Below are 19,962 nucleotides of genomic sequence, written 5' to 3' on the forward strand. Positions count from 1 at the left end.
AGCGCGCCAGTTCCCTAGCGATCCTCGTCCGCCGCATCTTCAGAATTTCAGGCCGCTTCCCGTCGCTTCCGCTTCCGTCCGCCGCCATCACCGTCGCTGCTGCGCTTCGGTGAGGCGGTGTTTAGGTCCGACGATCAAAACCCGCAAGAGGAAATTTCAGTCTTTGTGACGTTTTCTTGTCATCTCCAATAAAACTTGGGTTTTTTGTGCGCCGTGCCGACGTTGCGGGCCGCCTGCGAAAGCGGCCGCCCCCTGTTGGCGCGGCCGCAATCCCGATTCTGTGGATAACTTAAGCGATTTCCGGTGCTTGGTGCGTGATTCTGCCCCCGGCGACCGTCAGGGCGATTCCCGCTCGCCCCAAGTCCTCGGCCGCAATGGTCTCGATATCACCGTCGATCAGCACCAGATCCCCAGCCAGCCCCACGCGAAGGGTTCCGGTCAGGTCTTCCATCTTCGCAGCCCAGGCGCCGCCCGCCGTATAGGCCCGCAGCGTCTCCATCCGGCTGACCCGCTCATCCTTGGCCCCCGCGTAGGGCGCCCGCGTCAGGGCCGCCTGCAGGCCCCGCAGGATGCTGACATCCGACACCGGCCAGTCGCTGGCGAAGGCCAAGGGCGCCCCATGATCGACCAGCGTCTTCCACAGATAGGCATCATCCCAACGATCCCGGCCGATCGAGACACTCATCGTCGGCTCGAAGGGGAAGTCCATCGCCCCCGGCGGATGTGGCGGCTGCAGGCTGGCCGTGATGCCCAAAGCGCCGACGCGCGGCACATCGGCCTTGTCGATCAGCTCGATATGCTCGATCCGGTGCCGGCTGTCGCGCAGGCCGTTCCGCAGCTGCGCCGCCTCGTACCCGTCAATCGTCTGCCTGACGGCGCCGTCGCCAATCGCATGGACGGCAATCTGCAGACCACGCCGGTCGATGTCCGTGCAGATCTCCTTGAAGCGCTCGGCCTCGAACAGCGGTACAGATCTGTGCCCCGGATGCCCCGGATAATCGCGCAGCATGTAAGCTGTCCGGCTGTCCACCACGCCATCCATGAACATCTTCACAAAGCCAGATCGCACCCACTCCCCTGCGAAATCCCGGTGCATCGCCGAAGCCCGCTCCAGTTCCGACATGTCCATTGCGGGCTTCATGTGGAAGGGCACCACGACACGGGCCGTCAGACGCCCCTCGGCCTCCAGCTCCGCAAGCAACTCAAGCGTGTAGCGGTTGCCATCCATGTTCACCATCGAGGTGATGCCGTGCTTGGCACAATGCGCCAGCCCGCGCAGGAAATGCTGCTTGTCCTGCTCGCGCTCCTCCGGCGTCGTGGCGCCGGGTTCCATCCCCGTCGCAATCCCAAGGTTCAGCCGCTTCAGCCCGGCAAACGAGATCACCGGCCCAAAGGCCTCGAACTCGCGCAATTCCCCGGTGGCAAGCCCATCAGCCCCCATCACCACCTCATGTCCCGGAGGCGTGGCCATCCCCTGCAGCAACCCACAGGCCCGCAAGGCCGCCGTATTGGCCCAAAGCGTATGGTGATCCGGCGCCATCATGGCAATCGGCCGGTCGTCCATGATCGCATCCAGCAGATGCCTTGTCGCGGGCTCCGCCAGGCACTCATACCCCGCGCCCTGCGCCATCAGCACAGGCGCGTCCGGATGCTCCGCCGCAAAAGCCACAAACGCCGCCTTCACCGCCTCAAACCCATAAACCCCGCCCAGCTGCAATTGCTGCAACTCCGACCCGCCCAGCCCCAGATGCAGATGGCTCTCGACAAACCCCGGCAGCAAACTGCGCCCGCCCGCCTCAATCACCCGCGTCTGCGGCCCGCGCATCGCCAGCACCTCGGCGTCAGACCCCACGGCGGCGATCTTGCCCCCCGCCACGGCCACCGCCTCCGCCCGAGGTCGCGCCTCATCCATGGTCAGCACCTTCGCGCCCACGACGATCATATCAGCCAGCACTGCGGCTCTCCCTTTCATACTTGTCCAAATATCCCGGGGGGGTCCAGGGGGGCAGCGCCCCCCGGCCCACGCCGGCCGCAGGCCCTCTTGCCGGCCGCAGCCCCCTATTTCCCCAACCGCTCCGCCATCACGCACAGCATCTCGAACATCAGGCTGATCCCCAGCCAGGCCGTCCCACCCGCCTGATCGAACGGCGGCGACACTTCCACCAGATCCGCGCCCACGATGTTCAACCCGCGCAAGGCCCGCGCGACTTGCAAGGCCTGCCACGAATTCGGCCCACCCACCTCCGGCGTCCCGGTCCCCGGGGCGAAGGTCGGATCGACGAAGTCGATGTCATAGGTGACATAGGTGTCCCCCTGCCCCACGATCTCGCGCGCCTCCGCCATCACATCCGCGACGCCCCGCGCATGGAACTCGTCGATCCCGATGATCCGGATGCCCTGGCTTTCCGCGTAATCCCAATCCTCCCGCCCATAGGCGGTGCCCCTTATGCCAATCAGCACATAGCGCTTGGGGTCGATCAGCCCCTCTTCCATCGCGCGGCGGAACGGCGTGCCATGGGTAAAGCGGCCCGTACCGAAGTAGACGTCGTTCAAATCCGTATGGCTGTCGAACTGGATCAGCCCCAGCGGCCTGCCCTTGCCCAAGGCCCGCAAGATCGGCAGCGTGCACAGATGGTCCCCGCCCCCGGTCAAGGGCAGCACCCCGGCCACGCGAAGCCGCGTGTAAAACGCCTCCATCCGCGCCAGGCTGTCCATCAGATCCGCGGGGTTCGGCGCCACATCGCCCACATCCGCGCAATTCACCAGCTCGAAGGGCGCCACCCAGGTGGAGCCGTTCTTCGCCCGGATCATCGTCGACAAATCGCGCAGCTGGCGCGGCCCATGCCGCGGCCCCGGCCGGTTCGTCGTCCCGCCATCCCAAGGGGCGCCCACCAGCGCAATCTGCACCTCGGGAAAACGCGGATGGTCGAAATCGACATGCGGCAACCGCATGAAGGTCGGCACCCCGGCGAATCGCGGCAAGTCCATGCCCGACACTGGTTGAAAGAATGGATCGCCCGCCATGAGCCCGCCTCCCTTAAGACTGTTGCACCCTCACTGAACCAGCACCCCCGTCCGGCTGCAGGCCCATGCGCGACACGTTCTGGCGCGAAACAGCCCCCGGCCTCGTCAGCACCCCAACCACCTCTTGACCACGCGGCCCCTATCAGTCCTTATCGCCAGCAACCTCTGCAGGGACCAAAGACGATGTTCAGCAAATCCGCCGATCCGACCACTGCCCCCAGCGTGCCGCCGCGCACCGGTGGCACCAACACCAAATCCGTCCTCGCCGCTGACCTGCGGATCACGGGCGAAGTCACCTCGACCGGCACGATCGAGGTCCTGGGAGAGATTGACGGCAACATCACCGCCAAGGGCCTGATCGTCGGTGCCGAGGGGCGGGTGTCCGGCACCGTCTCGGCCGAGAATGTCGAAGTGCGCGGCAAGCTGGATGGCTCGGTTGCCACCCACGGCTTCGCGCTGCGGGCCTCGGCGGATGTGCAGGCGGATGTGCTTTACACCACGCTGCTGATCGAAAGCGGCGCCACCATCGAGGGCAAGTTCTCGGTCAACAAGGTCTGACCCTGCCACAGGCCCAAGCCCGCGTCGCCGGGCTGGCCTTGCCGCCGCCGTCAGGGCTGCCACGCTGATGGCCGCTATCAGCCCGTTTGTTTGATCAAGGTTACGTCATGGACCAGATTCTGTTGCGCGTGGATCACGGCCCGGTTGCGGTTCTGGTCCTGAACCAGCCCGGCAAACTCAACGCCCTCTCCACCGAAATGCTGACCGCTCTGGCCACCCAGCTGGACGCCATAGCCGCCGATCCCGCCCTCCGCGTCGTCGTGATCCGGGCCGAGGGCAAAGCCTTCTGCGCCGGTCACGATCTCAAGGAAATCCAGTCGGCGCGCAATGCCCCCGATGGCGGCGCCGGGGCCTTTACCACCCTCTTCGCCCTTTGCACCACCGTCATGCAGAAGATCGCGGCCCTCCCAAAACCGGTGATCGCCGAGGTCCAGGGCATCGCCACCGCTGCAGGCTGCCAACTGGCCGCCACCTGTGACATGGTCGTGGCCTCCGATCACGCCCGCTTTGGCGTCAACGGCGTCAACATCGGCCTGTTCTGCTCGACCCCGATCGTGGCTCTCTCGCGCAAGATCCCGCAAAGTGCGGCCTTCGAACTGGCCGCCACCGGCGAATTCCTGTCCGCCACGCGCGCCCAAACCCTCGGCCTCGTCAACCGCATCGCCCCGGCCGAGAGCCTGCAGGCCGAAACGATGGCCCTGGCCCAGACCCTCGCGCAGAAACTTCCGGCCGCGCTCAGCATCGGCAAGGCTGCCTTCGCCGCGCAATCTGGCCAGACGCTGCCGCAAGCCTATGCCGTCGCAGGCTCTGCCATGGTGGCCAATCTGCTCGACGCCGGCACCAACGAAGGCATCAGCGCCTTTCTGGAAAAACGCCCCCCACACTGGTCCTGAGCGTCGTTCACTTCGCTCTCGCGCACTATCCGACAGCGGGCGCGCGGGGCTGAAGGTCCGCCTTTGATGCGGAACCCCTTCTTGTCAGACGCGCTTCATACGGTGTGCGCCTACCCGGCCAAAGGCCGCTTGCGCACCAGAACCAGCGCCAGCGCCAGCCCCACCACCGCACAGACCATCAGGCTCAGGTAGATCGCCCCCGCCCCCTGATGGTCCAGCAGGAATGCCCCCAAGGTCGGCGCCGCAGCCGTCGCCAGAATAGGTGACACCGCCGCAGCGCCAGAGATGGCGCCAAACCCGCGCCGGCCCAGCACCTCGGCCACCAGCATCGGCCGCATGATCGACATCAGGCCGACGCCCGCGCCCTGTACCGCCACCACCGCAAACACCAGCAGCGGCGCAGCACCCGCCAGCCACAGCAAACCCGCCGCCAGCACCACCAGCGACAGCGCTGCCTTGGTCGCCAGCGCGTTGGAGACGCGGCCGCCGCCCACCACCAGAACCATCCGCCCCATCAGTTGTGACGGGCCCAGACACGCCGCCGCCACCGTCGCCCATTCGCGGTCCATGCCCCGCTCTTGAAACAGCGGCAGGATGAAGGTCAAAAGCATGCCATGATCCAGCCAGATCAGCGCGAAGATCACCGCAATCCCCCAGAACGCCGGCCGTTTCAACGCCGCCCGAAGCGCGCCCGAAGCATCCTCGGGTACCCGCGCCACCTCTGGCCCGCGCAACAGGCGGACCGCCCACAGGTTCAGGGGAATCGTCCCGAACAGGGCCAGCGCGGCAAAACCCAGATAGGCCCCCTGCCCGCCAAGCTGCGCCGCAAGCCAGTGGCCCAAGGGAAAGGTCATCGTCCCCGACAACCCCGCCACCAGCGTGATCCGCGTGATCCCGGTCCGCGCATGAGAACCCAGCCGCCGCGTCAGCAGCGCAAAGATGCTTTCATACAGGCAGCCTGACTGCGCCACCCCCAGCACGGCCCAGACCGCCCACCACTCCCACCGCGTCCGCACGAAGGCCAGCGTCAGGATGCCCAGCGCGCCCAGCACCGGAAAGGCCACCACCATCGCCCCGCCGTGGCCGCGGTCAATCACCCGACCCGTCAGGGGCGTCAAAGCCGCCATGACCAGATAGGACAGCGAGGGCCCCATGGCCAGATCGGCCTTGCTCCACCCAGTTTCCTTCAGCAATTCCGGCAGAACCGCGGGAAACGCATAGTAGATCCCGGCGTAAATCAGCAGCAGGCCCAAGGCCAGCAGCCAGACCGCCAGACTTTCCTCGCGGCTCACAACCCGTACAGCGCCCCGAATTTGGCTTCCAGATAGTCCAGAAGCGGCCCCTCCGATGGCGCGAACCCGCAGGCCTGCTCAATCGTCTCGCGCGGAGAGCGCAGGCCCCCGTGCCGCTGCAAATTCTCGCGCAGCCATTCGACCGCCTGCCCGGTCTCGCCCTTGGCCAGCTGATCCTCCAGCCCCGGCACCGCGGCCTGCAACGCCTGCCACAGGCAGCCCGCATAGACATTGCCCAAGGTATAGGTCGGAAAATAGCCAAACAGCCCGACCGACCAATGCACATCCTGCAACATTCCGTGCGAGGGCCGGTCAACCTTCACCCCAAAATCTTTCAGGAATCGATCATTCCACGCCGCTTCCAGATCGCTCACCGCCAGATCGCCGCGCACCAGCGCCCGTTCCAGATCAAAGCGCATCATGATGTGCAGGTTGTAGTGCACCTCATCGGCCTCGGTCCGGATGAAGCCCGGCTGCACCCGGTTGACAGCCGCATAAAACGCCGTCGCATTGGGCAGATCGACGTCAAACCGGTCCTTCATCTCGCCATACAGATAGCTGGTAAAGCCGCGGCCCCGGCCGATCTGATTCTCGAAAATCCGGCTCTGGCTTTCATGCACGCCCATCGAAACGCCGCGCCCCAGCGGCGTCAGCTTGTAATCTGGATCGATGTTCAGCTCATAGGTCGAATGCCCCACCTCATGGATGGTCGAGTAGATGCAGTTGAACGGCTCGGTCTCCACCACCCGGGTGGTGATCCGGCTGTCATTGGCCGAGCCCGAACTGAACGGATGCACCGCCAGATCAATCCGCCCCCGGCTCCAGTCATAACCGAACGCCGAAGCCAGATCCCGCGCCAGCCGCAACTGCCCCGCCTCGCCAAACCGGCCGGTCAAGGCCTTGGGTGCCGGCTTGGCCAGCACCGCCTCGCGCAGCGCCACCAGCCTCGGCCGCATCCGGTCAAACATCCCGCCGATGCTTTCCGCCGTGGCCCCGGGTTCATAGTCATCCAGCAGCGCGTCATACAGATCGCCGCCCTGCGCCAGACACGCCGCCTCTTGCCGCCGCAGATCGATCACCTCCTGCAAGGTCGGCAGAAAATCCTCGACCCGGTCATTCGCCCGCGCCTCGGCCCAAACCCCTTGCGCGACGGAAGTCACCTGCGCCAGCTTCTGCGCCAGATCCGATGGCACCTTGGTCGCCCGCACATAAGACCGCCGGATCAGCCGCAACTGTGCGCGGCCCTCCTCATCCTTCGGGTCGGCCACATCCAGCCAATCGGCAATCCGCGCATCGGTCCGGCGGGCGTGCAGCACACCCTCCATCGCCGCCATTTCTTCGCCCCGCTGCTCGGCAGCGCCGCGCGGCATCATGGTTTCCTGATCCCACCCCAGCCGTTCCGCGACCAGCGACAGGGCCTCCGTCTGGCGTTGAAAGGCCATCAACTGGTCGTAGGCGTGATTGTTCGTCATGCTGTCCCCTCCCGGATGGAACCCTGAACCGGATAGGCCGACAGATGCCGCGCCCGGATCACCAAAACCCACAAGACCACCGCACCGATCTGATGCGTGATGGCCAGATGCAACTGCGCCGCCGACAAGGCCGTGAAGATGCCAAGGCTGACCTGCACCAGCAGCATCCCCATCATCAGGTGAAACGCAACCCTTGTCGCCTGATAGGCCGACTTCCGCCCGCGGGCCCAAGCCACCACGCCAAAGCTGAACAGCAGATAGCCCGACAGCCGGTGAATGAACTGCACCAGCCCCGGATTGGCCCACAAGGGCACGCCGGGCACGTCAAACGCATCCGCCGGGAAGAAGCTGCCATTCATGTCCGGCCAGGTCGGATAATTCCGCCCGGCATCAATCCCGGCCACCAAAGCACCCAGAATGATCTGCAGGAACAGGAAGTGCATCACGCCGGTGGACAGCCCGTACAGCTTCTTCTCGCCACTCCGCCGCGCCGTCAGCAGGTCGGTTTCCGAGCGTCCCAGCAAGAACACCCACCACGCAATGAAGCCGAAGATGATGAAGGCCCCGCCCAGATGCACCGCCAACCGGTAGGACGCGACAGAGGTCATCGCCCCCGTCAGCCCGCTGGCCACCATCCACCACCCGATCGCGCCCTGAATCCCGATCAGGATCCCCAGCCCCCACAAGCGCGGCGCCCAACCTGACGGCACCCGCCGCGTCAACGCAAAGAAGCCAAAGCCCACCGCCCAAACCAGACCAATCACCCGGCCCAGCTCGCGATGGCCCCATTCCCACCAGAAGATCTGCTTGAAGGCGTCGATCGTCATGCTGGCATTCAGGATCTGCCCCTGCGGGCTGGCCTGATACTTGGTGAACTCGCTCTGCCAATCGGCATCGTTCAAGGGCGGCAGTGCCCCCATCACCGGATTCCACTCCGTGATCGAAAGCCCCGACTCGGTCAGCCGCGTCAGACCGCCCACGGCAATCATCACCGCCACCAGGGCAAAGATCACCATCAGCCAGACGCGCACCGCCCCCCGCGCCCCCTTGGAGGAGGTGGAGATCATGCCCCCCGCCGCCACCTTGGGCGCAGCCTTGGCGCCAACCTCTTCAAAAATACTGCGTTTGCCAGCCATCGGACGCCCCTTGATCTTTGCCGCAGACCCTAGTGCTGTGACCCCCGCCCTTCAAGGGTGACATGGTGTCCCGGTCCGGTGTCTGCCCGCGTCAAAAGCCAGGATTTCAGCGCTTTTCTGGATGTGCAACCGGGCTTCACCCTCACGCAAAGGTGAGATCCGGCCTCCACGCGCCAAGGATCATGGCGCGCAGCCGAACGCCGGTTTCTTTCGGGCCAGTCCTTGATCCTGGACGCCATCCGACTAACTGATTGACTGAGCGCCGCCCAAAAAAAATACCTGCGTTTCTGAGAGTTGGCATCGTCAGAAGCTCGCCTATGGCTCGCACCACGCCAACTCAAGGGACATCCAGAAATGACAAACATCCAATGAAAATCAGTGTCGTGACCGCGTGGAACTTCATCTTTGACCACGAGGCCAGCCCGCTCCGACATATTCCCGATGTTGCGGTGCGTCACTACGTCTTGCAGGCCCTGGCCCTGATGTGGGCTGTGGCATTTTCAGTCGCATTGGGCAGTTACACGTTTCTGGCGATCTCCATTGTGGGCCACACCGTCCTGATCGCCGCCCTCGCGATCACCGTCGTAACCTACACCGCCGCCGCCCAGAAACCTGCGCTGTTCATGGGCTATTCCAGCCGGCGTGAAGACGGCGAGCACGATTGATCTCTGTCAAATCGTAGACAGGAGCGTCGTTTGACGTGAAGGTTGTGGCGCTGTGTGACCTCCGCGATGTCACACCTGCGACCAAACCCCCATTTCAGCGCCGCCCGGTTCGCGAAAATGAAAACGGCGCCCGCCTGGAAAAGTAAAGACGGGCCTCGTCACCACCCCACCCGCGGCCTCCACCTGCGCCAAAGCCGCCTCCAGATCGGCGGTCTTCAGGATCACCAGCGCCGTCCGGCCGCCGCCTGCCCCGCGCCATCAATCCCGCCGTCGATCCCGGCATTGGCAAAGGCCTGATATTGGGGCCCATAATCCACAAAGTCCCAGCCAAAGGCCCGCGCAAGGAAGGTCTTGCTGGCGCCGATGTCCGCGCTGGAAAACTCCACGTAGTCAATTTTCAGATCCGCCATCCTGGCCCCCACAACCCGATCCCATTTGTCTGAAATTGCCACCTTTCCTTGGGAAAACCCACTCCCCCTTTCATACTTGCGCAAATATCCTCGGGGGCGCGGGGGGCGAGCCCCCCGCTTGCAGCGCGTTACCAAAAGATGAAGATTTTTTACGAAACCCAATGTTTTCAGACAGCTGATCCAGATTGCACGCGTGCAATCGCTCAGTCGCCCTGCTTTTTCAGCTTGTAGGCAATCTGGCGCAGCATGCCATGAAAGGTCTGCACCTCGGCCCGGGTCAGCCCCAATCTGGACCACATGTTGCGCAAATTCCGCTTCATGTTGGGGGCCTTCAATTCTGGAAAGAAGAACCCCGCCACCTCCAGCCGCTCCTCGAAATGCTCGGCCAGCTTGTCGATCTCCCCGGCATTGGCATAATCCGCCCCGGCCATCTCCATCACCACCGCAGGCACCTCCACCGTCTGCCGGCGCCACTCATAGGCCAGCAGCAGCACGCATTGGGCAAGGTTCAGGCTGAAGAAGTCCGGATTGACCGGCACCGTCACGATCGCATTGGCCCGCACGATGTCGTCATTCTCCAGCCCCGCCCGCTCGGGTCCGAACAACACCGCCACCTTCTTGCCCGCGCCCGTCATCGCCCGCACCAGCTCCATCGCCGCTTCCGGCGTGTAGACCGGCTTGGTCAGCTCGCGCCCCCGCGCGGTCGTGGCCAGCACGAAATCGCAATCGGCCAGCGCCGCGTCCAGGTCAGGAAACACCCCGGCATGGTCCAACACCCGCCCCGCACCCGAGGCCATCGCCACCGCCTTCGGGTTGGGCCAACCATCCCGAGGGTCCACCACCCGCATCCGCTCCAGCCCGAAGTTCAGCATGGCGCGCGCGGCGCCGCCGATATTCTCGCCCATCTGCGGGCGCACCAGAACGAAAACCGGGGGGATCATTGCACGCCCTATCCTGTGGAAGTCCGGCTTGATACGCCAAGGCATGGCCCCAGACAAGCGGTCCCCTGACAAGCGGCCCCCTGACAAGCACCGCGCTTTAGGCTAAACGGGCCGGGCAAAGCGAAGGAACCCCCGCATGGCCACCCAGGACCGCCCGCAGATCACCCTCATCACCCCCCCGGTGCTGGACCTTGACGTATTCCCGCAAACCCTTGCCCGCGTGATGGACGGGGTCGAGATTGCCTGCCTCCGCCTCTCGCTCGCCACCAAGGACCCCGATGACATCGGCCGCGCCGCCGATGCCTGCCGCCTGATCGCCCATGCCCGCGACGTTGCCATCGTGATCGAGAACCACGTCCTCTTCGTTGAACGCCACGGCCTTGACGGCATCCACCTGACTGACGGCGCCCGCGCCGTCCGCGCCCTGCGCAAAGATCTCGGCGCCGATGCCATCGTCGGCTCCTACTGCGGCATCACCCGCCACGAGGGCATGACGGCGGGCGAGGCCGGGGCCGACTACGTCTCCTTCGGCCCGATTGGTGACACCGGCCTCGGCCTTGGCACCCAAGCCCCGCACGACCTGTTCGAATGGTGGACCGAGATGATCGAGGTCCCGGTGATCGCCGAAGGTGCCCTGACCCGCACCCTCGTGGAAAGCTTCGCCCCCGTCACCGACTTCTTCGCCATAGGCCCCGAAATCTGGAGCGCCGAAGACCCCCTCGTCGCCCTGAAATCCCTGCTGGCTCCCATCCTGTGACCCGTAGGGTGGGGTTCAACCCCACCCTACCGCGGCCGCCGGCCCGATTCGCCTGAAATGGTTAAGACGTTCCGGTCTCCCCGCGCGTAGAGACGCGGGCAAGACAGAAGCAAGACGCGAAAAAGACCCGCACCCCGCGCCCCAATCCTCCGGTTAATCCCGCGTTCGCAAGGGCTTGGCGGACGAACTTACAGGCTTGAAGGGTGGCTGGTCCGGATCACCCGCTCGCAATAGGCGGCAAGGGTCTTGCGGTCGTCGAAGGCGCGAGCCGGTACCGGCGGGTGAAAGATCACCTCCACCCGACCCGGCCCCGCATCGGCCAGCACCATCAGCAGATGCGGCGCAAAGGCCATGTCGCCCCACCAGCCGTAGTGCCGGGCATCCGCCCCCTCCGGCGCGTGATAGATCACTGTAACCGGTTGAATCTGCAGCGGCACCGGAACATCGACCGTGAAGAACGCCGCAAACAGGGTGGATTTGAACGGCAAGACCCGCAGACTGTCGGTGCTGGTGCCTTCCGGAAAGAACAGCAAGGGATGCCCCGCACTCAGCCGCGCCTCGAACATCGCCTGCTGGCGCTTGGCTTCACTCCCCTTGCGGGCGATGAAGACCGTCCCGGTCGCCCGCGCCAGCCAGCCGATCCCCGCCCAACCCGAGACCTCGGACTTGGCCACGAAATAGACCCGCGCCGCCGCGTTCAACGCGAAAATATCCAACCAGGACGAGTGGTTGGCCACAAACGCTCCCGGCGTCGTCATGGGCTCGCCCTTGACCGCATACCCCATGCGAAGGATCGCAAAGGCGGTCCGGCAGACGAATTGCGTGATATACGGCGTCCAGGGTCGTCCCGCGCCAAACAGCGGACGCTCCACCAGCCGCAGGGCCAGCAGCACCGCCAGCCCGCCATAGGTCAGCACACCCAGCAACCCGCCCCGCCAGACCACCCGCACCCATCCCATCGCCGAGATCCTGGGCGGTACAAACCGGGCCTGCAGCCAATCGCTCATTCGCGCCCCTGTTTGCGGGTGTAAAAATCGCGGTGCTTGGCGCTCATCCTGGCGGTGTCCATCACAAGGCAGACATCTATCGTATTGAATTCCCTGTCAATCCACGCCCCGTCCGACACAAACCCTCCCAACCGCAGATAGGCCTTGATCAGCGCCGGAATCCCCGCCATCGCCGCCGCCCGGTTCACCTCGGCCTCGGGCAGCAGGTCCATCGCCTGCGCCTGCGCGGGCTGCGGCGTCACCCGCAGCGCCTCTGGCGCCCGGTGGTGATGGTGCAGCAGCGACAAGGGCTGCGCCAGCGCCGCCGCATCCGTGCCATGGAACGAGGCCGCGCCGAACAGCACCTCGATGCCGCGTTCCAGCACATAGTCCGCCAGACCGTTCCAAAGTAGGAACATCGCCGCCCCGCCGCGCATATCTGGATGCACGCAAGACCGCCCAAGCTCCAGAAGCCGCCGCCCGGTGGCCTTCAGCCGCGACAGATCGAACTCGCTTTCCGAATAATAGCGCCCTGCCAAGGCAAATTTCTCTGGTGGCAAAAGGCGATAGACGCCCACCACATCCGCCAGCGCCGCAGGGTCGCGCCTGGGGTCAATCAGCAGCAGATGGTCGAACCAAGGGTCAAACTCATCCACTTCCAGCCGGTTTTCATGATCCACCAGCGGCCCGCTGGCACCGAGTTCCTCGACAAAGACCTGATAGCGCAGCCTTTGGGCCGCGCGGATGTCTCTGGCATCTTGGGCCAGACGCAGGGTCATGGGGGTGTCAACGGTCATCGGCAGCGGTTTATGCGAGGGGTGCCAAAGTGGCGCAGCTTGGTCCGGGGGTCAATCGGGGCCGGTTCCGTCATGGCGAAGGCCCCGTGCTGAAGTCCAGGATGAGATCAATTTGCCGCGTATCCACGACAACTTTACCCCTGTGCTCAAAGTTAACGGTGCATTTACCATTGATGAGCGATTGTACCTGACCAAGACCCCAGTCCGGTTCCGTAGGATGCCGCACCAGCATTCCCGGCTCCAAGAAAGACCGCATTTGAAGCCTCCGCGAAAGGATCATCATGTCAGACAGATCAGACCTCGCCGCCCTGCTGGGTTCGCGCATCTGCCATGACCTTATCAGCCCGATTGGCGCCATCGGCAATGGGTTGGAGTTGTTGATGATGGAAGCCGGGACCCGTGGCCCCGAGATGGCACTGATTTCGGAAAGCGTCGGCCACGCCAATGCCCGCATCCGCTTCTTCCGCGTGGCCTTTGGCGCGGCACAGGGCGAACAGCGGCTGGGTCGGTCCGAGGTGGCCAGCATCATCTCCGACATGACCCGCGGCGGGCGGCTGTCGATCGAATGGCATTCCGGCGCCGATCTGTCGCGGGGCGAGGTCAAGATCGCCTTCCTTCTGCTGATGTGTCTGGAATCGGCCATGGCTTACGGCGGCAAGATCACCGTGCAGGTCGACGGTGGCCGCTGGCAGATCAACGGAGAGGCGACCAAGCTGCGCATCGACCCCGCCCTCTGGGCCGTTCTGGCCGACCCGACCGCCTCGCCCGAGATTACCCCCGCCGTCGTCCACTTCCCCCTCGCCGCCGAGGAGATCACCCGCCGCCAATACCGCCTGACCGCCGAACTGGCGGCGACCTCGATCAAGTTGAGCTTTTAGGCAAGCTCAGCTTCTGATCGTCCCGTTTCCGGTCACCAAATATTTGAAACTGCACAATTGTTCCGCCCCCACCGGCCCGCGCGCGTGCAGCTTGCCGGTGGCAATGCCAATCTCGCCGCCCATGCCGAACTCGCCACCATCGGCGAACTGCGTCGAGGCATTGCGCATCAGGATCGCGCTGTCCAACCGCTGGAAGAACTTCGCCGCCGTCTCGTCATTCTCGGTCAGGATGCTTTCGGTGTGGCTGGACCCGTATTTGCGGATATGCGCAATCGCCTCGTCCACGCCATCGACCAATTTGGCCGCGATGATCATGTCAAGGAATTCCTTGCCGAAATCGTCAGCCGAGGCCGGCACCGTCCCCGGTATCTTCAGCAATTCCCCCTCCGCCCGCACCTCGACCCCGGCCTTGATCAGGTCCTCGATCAACACCGCGCCGTGCTGGGTGTAGAACTTCCAGTCGATCAGCAAGCACTCGGCTGACCCGCAAACCCCGGTCCGCCGCGTCTTGGCGTTGATCACCACGCGCCGCGCCTTCTCCAGATCGGCATCCTTATCGGCATAGACGTGGCAAATCCCCTCCAGATGGGCAAAGACCGGCACCCGCGCCTCGCGCTGCACCAGCCCCACCAAGCCCTTGCCCCCCCGCGGCACGATCACGTCGATATACTCGACCGCCTTCAGCATGGCCGATACCATCTCGCGGTCCCGCGTCGGCACCAGCTGGATCGCGGTTTCCGGCAGCCGCGCCTCGCGCAGGCCGCGCACCATGCAGTCATGGATGGCGGTGGAGGAGTGGAAACTCTCCGACCCGCCGCGCAGGATCACCGCATTCCCGGCCTTCAGGCACAAAGCCCCCGCGTCCGCCGTCACATTCGGCCGGCTCTCATAAATGACACCCACCACCCCCAAAGGTGTGCTAACCCGCTGAATATGAAGCCCACTCGGTCGATCCCATTCGGCCAGCACCCGGCCGACCGGATCGCGCTGCTCGGCCACGGCCCGCAAGGCATCGACAATCCCGCGCAGCCGATAGTCATCCAGCCGCAAGCGGTCCATCATCGCCGGGCTCAGACCCTTTTGCGTGCCATAGGCCAAGTCTTCGTCATTGGCGTCCAGAATGGCTTGCCGATTGTCCCAGACAAAATGCGAGGCACTGACTAGCGCGGCATACTTCCGCTCCTGGCTGGCATAAGCCAGCTCTGCCGCCGCAGCGCGCGCCTTGCGGCCGATGTCGTCCATGAGATCCGAGAATTGCCCGTCCATCTCTTTCCCCTTCATCCAGGTTCAAACATCCCACGGGGGTCCGGGGGTGTGAAACCCCCGGCGCGTGGGATCAGATCACCATATCGTCGCGGTGCACCAAAGCCGCCCGGCCCTGGTAGCCCAGAATAGCCTCGATCTCCCCGGACCGATGGCCCGCAATTGCCTTGGCCTCGACGGCGGTATACCGCACCAGCCCCTTGCCAAGGATCACGCCCTCCGGCGAGACGATCGCCACCGGATCGCCCCGGCCAAAATTGCCGCTGACCGCGGTAACCCCTGCGGGCAAAAGGCTTTTTCCCTGCGCCATCGCCTTGACTGCCCCAGCATCAAGCCGCAATTCTCCGCGCGGCTTCATTGCGTTGATCCAGCGTTTGCGTGCCGCCTGCGGGTCGGTGTGGGCCACAAACCACGTCCGGTTGGCGCCCTTGGCCAAAGCTGTCAAGGGTCGCAGGATCGAGCCCTCCATGATGGCCATGGCACAGCCGCCCGCCACGGCCGTCTTGGCGGCCAAAAGCTTGGTCTTCATGCCGCCCTTCGACATGCCAGAGACGGGGTCGCCCGCCATGGCCTCGATCTGGGGCGTGATCTTCTCCACCAGATCAAAGCGTTCTGCGGTGGGGTCTTCCTTGGGGTTGGCGGAATAGAAGCCATCGACGTCCGACAGAAGGATCAACTGATCCGCCCCAACCGTTACCGCGATCTGCGCGGCCAGACGGTCGTTGTCGCCAAAGCGGATTTCATCCGTGGCCACGGTGTCGTTCTCGTTCACGATCGGCACGACGCCCAGTCCCAGCAAGGTCTCCATCGTCGCCCGGCTGTTCAAGTAACGCCGCCGGTCCTCGGTATCCTCCAGCGTCACCAAGACTTGGCCCGTGATGATGCCATGCGGCGCCAGAACCTCCTCATAGGCCCGTGCGAGCCGGATTTGGCCGACTGCCGCCGCCGCCTGTGACTGCTCCAGCGTCAAGGCACCATCCGGCAGGCCCAGCACCTTGCGCCCCAGGGCGATGGAGCCTGACGACACCAGCACCACATCTGCCCCGCGCACCTTGGCTTCCGCCACATCCATCGCCAGCGCTGACAACCATGACTGCTTCAACCCGGTCTGGCGATCCACCAGCAGGGCCGAGCCGATCTTCACCACCAGACGGCGGGCGTTCTTGATGTCAGGCGCAGACAGATGGCTCAGGGCCGCCACGGCGTCACCTCCACAGGTTTGGCATTGCCCGCCTTGATGCGGGCGTAAATCTCGCGCAGGACGTCCTGCAGACCGCGGCCTGCTACGCCCGAGATCACGAAGACCTCGCCGCCACTGGCCTTTTCCAAGGCCCGGCGGCGGTCGCTGATCTGCTTGGCGTCCATCGCATCCACCTTGTTGAGCGCCAGGATCCGCGGCTTGTCGCCCAGAACTTCTGAATAGGCCTCAAGCTCGTGCACGATGGTGCGGTAATCCTTGGTGATCGTCGACGAGGTCCCGTCAACCAGATGCAGCAGCACCTTGCAGCGCTCCACGTGGGCCAGAAACTGCATCCCCAGCCCCCTGCCCTCGCTGGCGCCCTCGATCAGACCGGGAATGTCGGCCATCACGAATTCTGCGCCGTCGATGCCAACCACGCCCAGGTTCGGCACCAGCGTTGTAAAGGGGTAGTCCGCGATCTTCGGGCGCGCGTTGGATACGGCCGCAAGGAATGTCGACTTCCCGGCATTGGGCAGACCCAATAGCCCGGCGTCGGCGATCAGCTTCAGCCGCAGCCAGATCGTGCGCTCCACCCCGTCCTGCCCGGGATTGGCACGCGCCGGAGCGCGGTTGGTCGCGGACTTGAAGCGCAGGTTGCCCCAGCCGCCATTGCCGCCCTCGGCCAGACAGACACGCTGGCCCGGAACGGTCAGGTCGGCGATGACGGTTTCCTCGTCCTCGTCCAGAATTTCGGTGCCCAGGGGCACGCGCATCACGATGTCTTCGCCGGTCTTGCCGGTCTTCTGGCTGCCCATGCCGGGCTGACCGGACTTGGCGAAGAAGTGCTGCTGATAGCGGTAATCGATCAGGGTGTTCAGCCCCTCCACCGCTTCGGCCCAGACAGACCCGCCATGGCCGCCATCGCCGCCATCCGGGCCGCCGTATTCGACATATTTGTCGCGCCGGAACGAGACGCAACCGCCCCCACCGCCACCCGAGCGGATATAGACTTTGGTGAGGTCGAGGAATTTCATGGCGCAACCGATGTTATGAGACGGATCAGCCGATAGACCCGAAGGGCCAACGGCGCAAGCCTTCCCCTGTACTGGAAGGCCGAACTTGGCGTCAAGGCCGCTTGGTCAATGGGTGGCCCAGGGTCTTGCCCGGTAGAAGATGTATTTTGCGACCTCGGTTGCCACGATATAGGCGGCGACGATGGCAATGGCGACCAGCATCAGGTGCCAAGGCAAGGGCACCAGTCCCAGCCATGTCGAAAGCTGACCCAGATAGGGCAAGGCCAGCGACAGGGCCGAGACGATGACCGTGGAAATCGCCAGAACCGTGCCCGGCGTGCTTTTCCACGCCAGACGCTGTGTGCGCAAGACCAGCACGACGGCAAGCTCGGTCAGCAGCGAGATCAGGAACCAGGCGCTTTGGAATTCCGATTCTTGCGCATGGAAGACATAGACCAGCAGCACGAAGGTCAGAAGGTCGAAGACGGTAGAGACCAGCCCGAACACCACCATATAGGCCTGAATGCGCGGCAGGTCCCAGCGGGGGGCGGTGGCCACGGCTTCCGGGTCGACGTTGTCGGTCGCAATGGCGATCGACGGAAAGTCGGACAGGAAATTGTTCAGCAGGATCTGGCTGGCAAGCAAGGGCAGGAACGGCAAGAACAAGGTGCCGATCGCCATCGAGATCATGTTGCCGAAGTTGGCGCTTGTGGTGATCGAGATATACTTCAGCGTGTTGGCAAAGGTCCGCCGTCCATCCACCACGCCTTGCCGCAGCACGTCCAGATCGCGCTCCAGCATGACGATATCGGCACTTTCACGCGCCACATCCACCGCCTGATCGACCGAAATCCCCACATCCGCCGCCCGCAAGGCCGGGGCGTCGTTGATGCCGTCGCCCAGATAGGCCACGGCATGACCACGATGCTGCAGGGCGCGAACGATGCGCTCTTTCTGCTGCGGGTCGATTTCGGCGAAGATGTCGGTGGTTTCAGCCAGATGCCACAGCGCCTCGTCCGCGGTGGCGGCAAGGGCAGCCCCGGTCAGCACATCGCCGCCCAGACCCGCCGCCTGACCCACATGGGCCGCGACGTGGCGGTTGTCGCCGGTGATGACCTTGACCGCGATGCCAAGCCCCTTCAGCGCGGCGAGGGTGTCGACGATACCCTCTTTCAGCGGGTCGAAGAACAAAAGGAAGCCTTCAAAGACCATCGCGGCCTCGTCCTCGGCCGCATAGCGCGGTTTGGAGTCGCTCCGGCGCGTGGCGAGGCCGAGGACGCGGAAGCCCTCATTCCCCTTGGCGGCGTAGAAAACGTTGAGGCTTTCGCGGTGGGCGTCATCCAGCGGAACCGGCCCGGCGGGGGTGGCCACACGGTCGCAACAGCCCAGAACGTCATCGAAAGCGCCCTTGGTGATGATCTGGTGCTGCGCTTCCCCGGGCACGTCGATCACGATGGTCAGGCGCTTGCGCAGGAAATCATAGGGGATTTCGTCGATCTTCACAGGCTCTGCCAGAGCCACGCCCTTGGCCTTTGCCGTGGCCACAATAGCCTCGTCCAAGGGGTTCTGGATGCCGGTTTCCAGATGCGCATTGATCAGGGCGAAATTGAACACCGCAGGGGAAACCGCGCCATCAGGATCGGTCGCCTCGCTCAACTCCACCACGCCGCGCGTCAGGGTACCCGTCTTGTCGGTGCACAGAATATCGACCGAGCCTAGGTTTTCGATCGCCGCCGTCCGCCGCACGATCACCCCCCGCTTGGCCATGCGGCGCGCACCCGCCGACATGGTGACGGACACGATGGCCGGCAGCAGTTCCGGTGTCAGACCGACCGCGAGGGCCACAGAGAACAGCAGGCTGTCCACCAAGGGCCGCGCCAGCGCGACATTGGCGGCAAACACCAGCGTCACGATGATCATCATCACCCGCGTCAGCAGGTAGCCGAACTTGCGGATGCCGCGTTCGAAATCCGTTTCGGGATCAGCGCCGGTCAGCCGGTCGGCAATTGCGCCAAAGACCGTCGCACGCCCGGTGTCCACCACCATCACCGTCGCCGTCCCGCTGCGGACCGAGGTGCCCTGTAGCACCACGTTCGACCGCTCTGCCAAGGCCGCCGTTGCGGCCACCGGATCGGTGCGCTTTTCGACTGGGAAGGATTCGCCCGTCAAGGCCGCCTGACTGACCAGAAAATCTCGCGCCTCCAGCACAACGCCGTCGGCGGGCACCAGATTTCCGGCGGACAGATGCAGCACGTCGCCCGGCACGACCTCGGTCGCGGGGATCTGCACTGGCTGGCCATCGCGCAAGGCCGTGGCCTTCAGGCCCAATCGCCCGCGCAATTGCGCCAGCGCCACCGAGGCCCGGTACTCCTGCGCAAAGGACAGGGCCGTGCTGCCCGCGACAATCAGCAGGATGATCACCGCCTCGGTCCATTCCTGCACGGCAAGCGAGACGATGGCGGCAAAGATCAGGATCAGAACCAGCGGGCTTTCAAACTGCCGCAACAACAACCGCGCTGCCCCGGCATGGCTGGAGGCTTCGATGCTGTTGGGTCCGTGGGCCGCAAGCCCCGCGCTGGCTTGCACGGCCGTCAATCCCGAAGGACTGGACCCAAGGTTGGCGGCCAAAGTGGCGGCGGGGAGGCTCCAGTAGGCGACTTTCGGGGCGGCGGCATTCATGTCTGCGTTTCCGATCCT

20 protein-coding genes are annotated in these 19,962 nt (G+C 64.6%); 5 read left to right on the forward strand and 15 right to left on the reverse strand.

The window, feature by feature from the left end; genetic code table 11:
* Positions 1-289: 289 nt before the first annotated feature.
* Complete coding sequence (locus AC1Y2B_RS15770; RefSeq protein WP_482254065.1) at positions 290-1,954, reverse strand: amidohydrolase; 1,665 nt, start codon at positions 1,952-1,954, stop codon at positions 290-292.
* 104 nt (positions 1,955-2,058) lie between these two features.
* The gene (locus tag AC1Y2B_RS15775; protein ID WP_482254066.1) at positions 2,059-3,024 is read right to left on the reverse strand and encodes an agmatinase; all 966 of its coding nucleotides are present in this window, start codon (positions 3,022-3,024) and stop codon (positions 2,059-2,061) included.
* Between the two features lie 183 nt (positions 3,025-3,207).
* Between AC1Y2B_RS15775 and AC1Y2B_RS15780 the strand changes: the two genes are divergently transcribed.
* Both AC1Y2B_RS15780 and AC1Y2B_RS15785 read left to right on the forward strand, forming a co-directional pair.
* The gene (locus tag AC1Y2B_RS15780; RefSeq protein ID WP_482254067.1) at positions 3,208-3,582 is read left to right on the forward strand and encodes a bactofilin family protein; all 375 of its coding nucleotides are present in this window, start codon (positions 3,208-3,210) and stop codon (positions 3,580-3,582) included.
* Between the two features lie 107 nt (positions 3,583-3,689).
* Positions 3,690-4,475: an enoyl-CoA hydratase gene (locus tag AC1Y2B_RS15785; protein WP_482254068.1), complete on the forward strand. Its 786-nt coding sequence runs from the start codon at positions 3,690-3,692 to the stop codon at positions 4,473-4,475.
* Between the two features lie 110 nt (positions 4,476-4,585).
* On the opposite strand, the gene AC1Y2B_RS15790 is transcribed toward AC1Y2B_RS15785, so the two are convergent.
* Genes AC1Y2B_RS15790 through ctaA form a run of 3 tightly spaced genes read right to left on the reverse strand, consistent with a single transcriptional unit; the run spans position 4,586 to position 8,375 of the window.
* Positions 4,586-5,767 carry an MFS transporter gene (locus AC1Y2B_RS15790; protein ID WP_482254069.1) on the reverse strand — a complete coding sequence of 394 codons (1,182 nt, stop codon included), beginning with the start codon at positions 5,765-5,767 and terminating at the stop codon, positions 4,586-4,588.
* Positions 5,764-7,239: a carboxypeptidase M32 gene (locus AC1Y2B_RS15795; protein ID WP_482254070.1), complete on the reverse strand. Its 1,476-nt coding sequence runs from the start codon at positions 7,237-7,239 to the stop codon at positions 5,764-5,766. Before AC1Y2B_RS15795 ends, AC1Y2B_RS15790 begins: the two co-directional genes overlap by 4 nt.
* Positions 7,236-8,375 (reverse strand): heme A synthase, encoded by a 1,140-nt coding sequence (gene ctaA, locus AC1Y2B_RS15800; RefSeq protein WP_482254071.1) that lies wholly within the window; start codon positions 8,373-8,375, stop codon positions 7,236-7,238. The genes AC1Y2B_RS15795 and ctaA overlap by 4 nt, the downstream gene beginning before the upstream one ends.
* A gap of 368 nt (positions 8,376-8,743) precedes the next feature.
* On the opposite strand from ctaA, the gene AC1Y2B_RS15805 reads away from it, so the two are divergent.
* Positions 8,744-9,040 (forward strand): hypothetical protein, encoded by a 297-nt coding sequence (locus AC1Y2B_RS15805; protein ID WP_482254072.1) that lies wholly within the window; start codon positions 8,744-8,746, stop codon positions 9,038-9,040.
* A gap of 69 nt (positions 9,041-9,109) precedes the next feature.
* On the opposite strand, the gene AC1Y2B_RS15810 is transcribed toward AC1Y2B_RS15805, so the two are convergent.
* From AC1Y2B_RS15810 to AC1Y2B_RS15820, 3 genes are all read right to left on the reverse strand, one after another.
* Positions 9,110-9,265, reverse strand: a complete 156-nt coding sequence (locus AC1Y2B_RS15810; RefSeq protein WP_482254073.1) for a VOC family protein — start codon at positions 9,263-9,265, stop codon at positions 9,110-9,112.
* Positions 9,262-9,450, reverse strand: coding sequence for a VOC family protein (locus tag AC1Y2B_RS15815; protein WP_482254074.1), 189 nt, complete (start codon positions 9,448-9,450; stop codon positions 9,262-9,264). Before AC1Y2B_RS15815 ends, AC1Y2B_RS15810 begins: the two co-directional genes overlap by 4 nt.
* 203 nt (positions 9,451-9,653) lie before the next feature.
* Complete coding sequence (locus tag AC1Y2B_RS15820; RefSeq protein ID WP_482254075.1) at positions 9,654-10,391, reverse strand: RNA methyltransferase; 738 nt, start codon at positions 10,389-10,391, stop codon at positions 9,654-9,656.
* Between the two features lie 136 nt (positions 10,392-10,527).
* Here AC1Y2B_RS15820 and AC1Y2B_RS15825 point away from each other — a divergent pair, with 136 nt between their 5' ends.
* Positions 10,528-11,148, forward strand: a complete 621-nt coding sequence (locus AC1Y2B_RS15825; RefSeq protein ID WP_482254076.1) for a thiamine phosphate synthase — start codon at positions 10,528-10,530, stop codon at positions 11,146-11,148.
* A gap of 188 nt (positions 11,149-11,336) precedes the next feature.
* On the opposite strand, the gene olsA is transcribed toward AC1Y2B_RS15825, so the two are convergent.
* The 3 genes from olsA to AC1Y2B_RS15840 form a co-directional block, all read right to left on the reverse strand.
* Positions 11,337-12,155, reverse strand: coding sequence for a lyso-ornithine lipid O-acyltransferase (gene olsA / locus AC1Y2B_RS15830; RefSeq protein WP_482254077.1), 819 nt, complete (start codon positions 12,153-12,155; stop codon positions 11,337-11,339).
* Positions 12,152-12,931 (reverse strand): L-ornithine N(alpha)-acyltransferase, encoded by a 780-nt coding sequence (gene olsB, locus AC1Y2B_RS15835; RefSeq protein WP_482254078.1) that lies wholly within the window; start codon positions 12,929-12,931, stop codon positions 12,152-12,154. The genes olsA and olsB overlap by 4 nt, the downstream gene beginning before the upstream one ends.
* Positions 12,932-13,001: 70 nt before the next feature.
* A complete protein-coding gene (locus AC1Y2B_RS15840) occupies positions 13,002-13,187 on the reverse strand; it encodes a DUF3553 domain-containing protein (RefSeq protein ID WP_482254079.1) in 186 nt (61 codons plus the stop codon).
* A 25-nt stretch (positions 13,188-13,212) separates the two neighbouring features.
* Here AC1Y2B_RS15840 and AC1Y2B_RS15845 point away from each other — a divergent pair, with 25 nt between their 5' ends.
* Entirely contained in the window at positions 13,213-13,809 is a 597-nt protein-coding gene (locus AC1Y2B_RS15845; RefSeq protein ID WP_482254080.1) for a histidine phosphotransferase family protein, read from the forward strand.
* A gap of 6 nt (positions 13,810-13,815) precedes the next feature.
* Here AC1Y2B_RS15845 and AC1Y2B_RS15850 read toward each other — a convergent pair whose 3' ends face one another.
* The 4 genes from AC1Y2B_RS15850 to mgtA all read right to left on the reverse strand — a co-directional run bounded on the left by AC1Y2B_RS15850 (position 13,816) and on the right by mgtA (position 19,944).
* A complete protein-coding gene (locus AC1Y2B_RS15850) occupies positions 13,816-15,075 on the reverse strand; it encodes a glutamate-5-semialdehyde dehydrogenase (protein WP_482254081.1) in 1,260 nt (419 codons plus the stop codon).
* 70 nt (positions 15,076-15,145) lie between these two features.
* On the reverse strand, positions 15,146-16,273 hold the full coding sequence (gene proB / locus AC1Y2B_RS15855; RefSeq protein ID WP_482254082.1) for a glutamate 5-kinase: 1,128 nt from the start codon (positions 16,271-16,273) through the stop codon (positions 15,146-15,148).
* A complete protein-coding gene (gene obgE, locus AC1Y2B_RS15860) occupies positions 16,261-17,286 on the reverse strand; it encodes a GTPase ObgE (RefSeq protein ID WP_482254083.1) in 1,026 nt (341 codons plus the stop codon). The genes proB and obgE overlap by 13 nt, the downstream gene beginning before the upstream one ends.
* Positions 17,287-17,391: 105 nt before the next feature.
* Positions 17,392-19,944, reverse strand: coding sequence for a magnesium-translocating P-type ATPase (mgtA, locus tag AC1Y2B_RS15865; protein ID WP_482254084.1), 2,553 nt, complete (start codon positions 19,942-19,944; stop codon positions 17,392-17,394).
* Positions 19,945-19,962: the final 18 nt, after the last annotated feature.

The sequence above is a fragment of the Stagnihabitans sp. genome (assembly GCF_964946895.1).